The sequence below is a fragment of the Helicobacter didelphidarum genome (assembly GCF_003364195.1).
GTDB lineage: Bacteria > Campylobacterota > Campylobacteria > Campylobacterales > Helicobacteraceae > Helicobacter_A > Helicobacter_A didelphidarum.
The window spans coordinates 1-2,882 of record NZ_NXLQ01000079.1; the positions used below are offsets into that span (position 1 = coordinate 1).

Annotated in this window: 4 protein-coding genes; all 4 read right to left on the bottom strand. The window is 32.3% G+C overall.

Annotation, left to right across the window (positions count from 1 at the left end):
* Nucleotides 1-61: 61 nt before the first annotated feature.
* Nucleotides 62-640 carry a hypothetical protein gene (locus CQA53_RS13410; RefSeq protein WP_245945899.1) on the bottom strand — a complete coding sequence of 193 codons (579 nt, stop codon included), beginning with the start codon at nucleotides 638-640 and terminating at the stop codon, nucleotides 62-64.
* 2 nt (nucleotides 641-642) lie between these two features.
* On the bottom strand, nucleotides 643-1,251 hold the full coding sequence (locus CQA53_RS10680) for a hypothetical protein (protein ID WP_115543936.1): 609 nt from the start codon (nucleotides 1,249-1,251) through the stop codon (nucleotides 643-645).
* Nucleotides 1,252-1,396: 145 nt separating this feature from the next.
* Nucleotides 1,397-1,834, bottom strand: a complete 438-nt coding sequence (locus CQA53_RS10685) for a hypothetical protein (RefSeq protein ID WP_115543937.1) — start codon at nucleotides 1,832-1,834, stop codon at nucleotides 1,397-1,399.
* Nucleotides 1,835-2,044: 210 nt separating this feature from the next.
* Nucleotides 2,045-2,882 (bottom strand): hypothetical protein (locus CQA53_RS12610; RefSeq protein ID WP_181882458.1); only part of this gene is annotated, 838 nt, incomplete at its 5' end.

The following is a 2,882-nucleotide window of genomic DNA, read 5'->3' on the forward strand; positions in this document are numbered from 1 at the left end:
ACCCTCATTCCAACCCCAAGTATCTACATAGACTCCTAGAGTATAGTATTTTTGGTAGAGTTTATTTGGCATTATTAATATCCTTCTTAATAGTTCTAAGATTACCATATTTTATAGAAATTATATCATCTTTTGTGCCGATATTTTGTTGTTTCTCAAAAGCCATAGCCAACAAGTTTCTTTCAGATACGCTTACTTGACATTTTAAAAATTTCTCACTTGTAGGGCTACCCTTAGTAAAAAATATAAGTTCTGTCCAATATCTGTCATAAGCATAACTGCCAATAATTTGATAGATAATGTTATCAACCACCAGATCGGGAGATTCTTGAAGGTCATTATGAAGACTTATGCGAAGTTCATAAATGCTTTTTGATACAGGGGTATAACGATAAGAGAAAAAATGATGTGCTGGTTTATGAAGCAAAGCATCCATTTTTTCAAACTCCTCTTGCGTGATAGGTCTCGCATACACCACTTTCCCTATATTCTCTTTACACAATCTCTCATATTCTTTGTATTCACTATCCCATTGTTTTGGGATAAAGGCACGATAGCTTGTAGGATAGTAAATACTACACCCACTAGCTAGTAATATAACCAAGATTCCAAAAAATCCCAAAGATATATAAATGATCATCTTCACGCTACTTCCTTTATAATAGAATCTATATCATTATATTTAGATTCCACAAACTCGTTAAAAAGATTCTCAAATTCATCAAAGCCCATTTGAGTTTTCAGGTAATCATCGTCTATATTTTTGGTATTTGTTATCCAAATAAAAAATGGTTCTGTAATATCTGCATAGCATTGTCTAAGAAAAGTAAAATCATTATTAAAGGTTTCTCTTAAAGTTTTATCAAAGTCTTTATTAATAGATTCTATAGAGTTTAATGTTGTATCTCTCCACGCTTTAAATTCATTGCTCCCATCAAAATAATATTTATATTTTTTACTTAATTCTTTCTGTAAATTAAAAAGGGTTTTATCAGCTACAAAACATTGCATTTGTTCTATATTAATCCTACATTGATTAGCTTGTTCTAGCATATTATGTTTGAGATAATGTTGATATAGATTTTCTTGCATTTGTATTTGCATATCATTACATTGAACTTTCTCTATTTTTAATCCTAAAAATACATGGGGATTTCTCACTTCCACATCACTTATTGCAGATGCAACGAATCTCCAAGTTCTCCAATGATTGACATAGATTCCAAGTGAGTATTTTTTATTGTATGTCATTGGGAGTCCTTTTTATTATAAATTATATCTCTAGTAATTTGTGAAATATATTTCTGTGATAAATCATAATCCATGTGATTGACCTTGAATACCTCTTCTTGCAATTTTTTTCCCAATATATCATCACCTATATATTCTTTATTTTCTAAAGCCTTTTGTTCCATATAGTCAATTTGTCCTTTAAAACCAAAACAAGAAAGATATACTTTGCCACCACCCAAAGCACCAACTCCTCTTCTTGCCCAACCTGTATAATACTTAATGCCCCCAATATATATATATATATATATATATAATTATTATAAATTATTGTGGAATACAAACGAACAGCAATAAAATTATTGATGGATATGGTAGAACTCGAGAAAAAAATATCATCTTCGGTGAAATCTTTTGGCGCAGGTCTCGCATACACCACTTTCCCTATATTTTCTTTACACAATCTCTCATATTCTTTGTATTCACTATCCCATTGTTTTGGGATAAAAGCACGATATGATGTAGGATAGTAAATACTACACCCACTAGCTAGTAATACAACCAAGATTCCAAAAAATCCTAAAGAATAAATGATCATTTTCACGCTACTTCCTTGATATGAGAATCTTTATTACTATATTTAGATTCTACAAACTTATCAAACTGCTAGACTTACTAAGCTGAAACTTTTAAGCTTCTTTAGGGCTTCTCTTCTTTGAATATTGAGAGATTTTGTTTTATTCATTATGTGTCCTTTGTGTTGGTTTATGAAGATGGAATAAATATAATATTATAGTAAAATAACTTTCAAAGCTCATCGCTCTTCATCTCTATCTTTACCCCAGCCTTCTAAGCCTTTGTTAAAATCTATCTCTATATCTAGCACTTCTTTGGGGAATATATAAGGACGAGCAGAGGGAAGTCCATAGGTGAGATTGGAGTAGATTTTGTAGGAAAATAAGCTTGTTTCTGATACAAATTCTGTATAAATAATTTTTTTATTCTTCTCTACTATCACTCTCCACATTGTGAGATAATATTCTTTTATAGATTCTACGCTTGAGCCTTTTACTCTTGGGTCTTTTACAAATCCTTGTTTCACAGCCCAGCTAATGCCCATCCATTTGCCATTATCATCTAGCTTTATTGCACCATATATGCAATTATCACACAATGAAGTGAAATCTATGAGTGTATCAGGAGGGAATTTCTCATCAAAGTAAGGGTCAAGTCCATTGATTAAGCCTTTTTGTATGGAAGATTTTTTATTATATTGTGTTAAGGTAGCAGCTCTTAATGGATGATGAGGCATACCTTTTGTCCTTGAAGAGTAGTTTCTCCTTAGCTGATCTACATGATCTCCACCTAGAGCGATAGCACAACGCAAACAAGCGTGATGAAGTATCAAAGAGTAAGATGCACTATTTGGAAAAATATCATTAGGTGAGTAGTTATAAGCCGCCATAGAAAATGCTAAGGGGCTTTGATATTTAATTGCAGCTGCGAGATAGAGTTCAGCAGCAAACACGCTTTGTCTGTTTGTTTTTCTCTGTGCCTCCTCATCTATGGCTTCCCATACGACACATTCTAAGGCGTGATTATAGCACTCTAGTGCTTCTTCTCTTAATAATCCTAATGAATGTGGGGTTATA

What these genes read in the sequence shown, in the direction of transcription:
- CQA53_RS10680 (WP_115543936.1), bottom strand. Translation starts at nt 1,251, where the DNA reads ATGACATACAATAAAAAATACTCACTTGGAATCTATGTCAATCATTGG.
- CQA53_RS13410 (WP_245945899.1), bottom strand. Translation starts at nt 640, where the DNA reads ATGATCATTTATATATCTTTGGGATTTTTTGGAATCTTGGTTATATTA.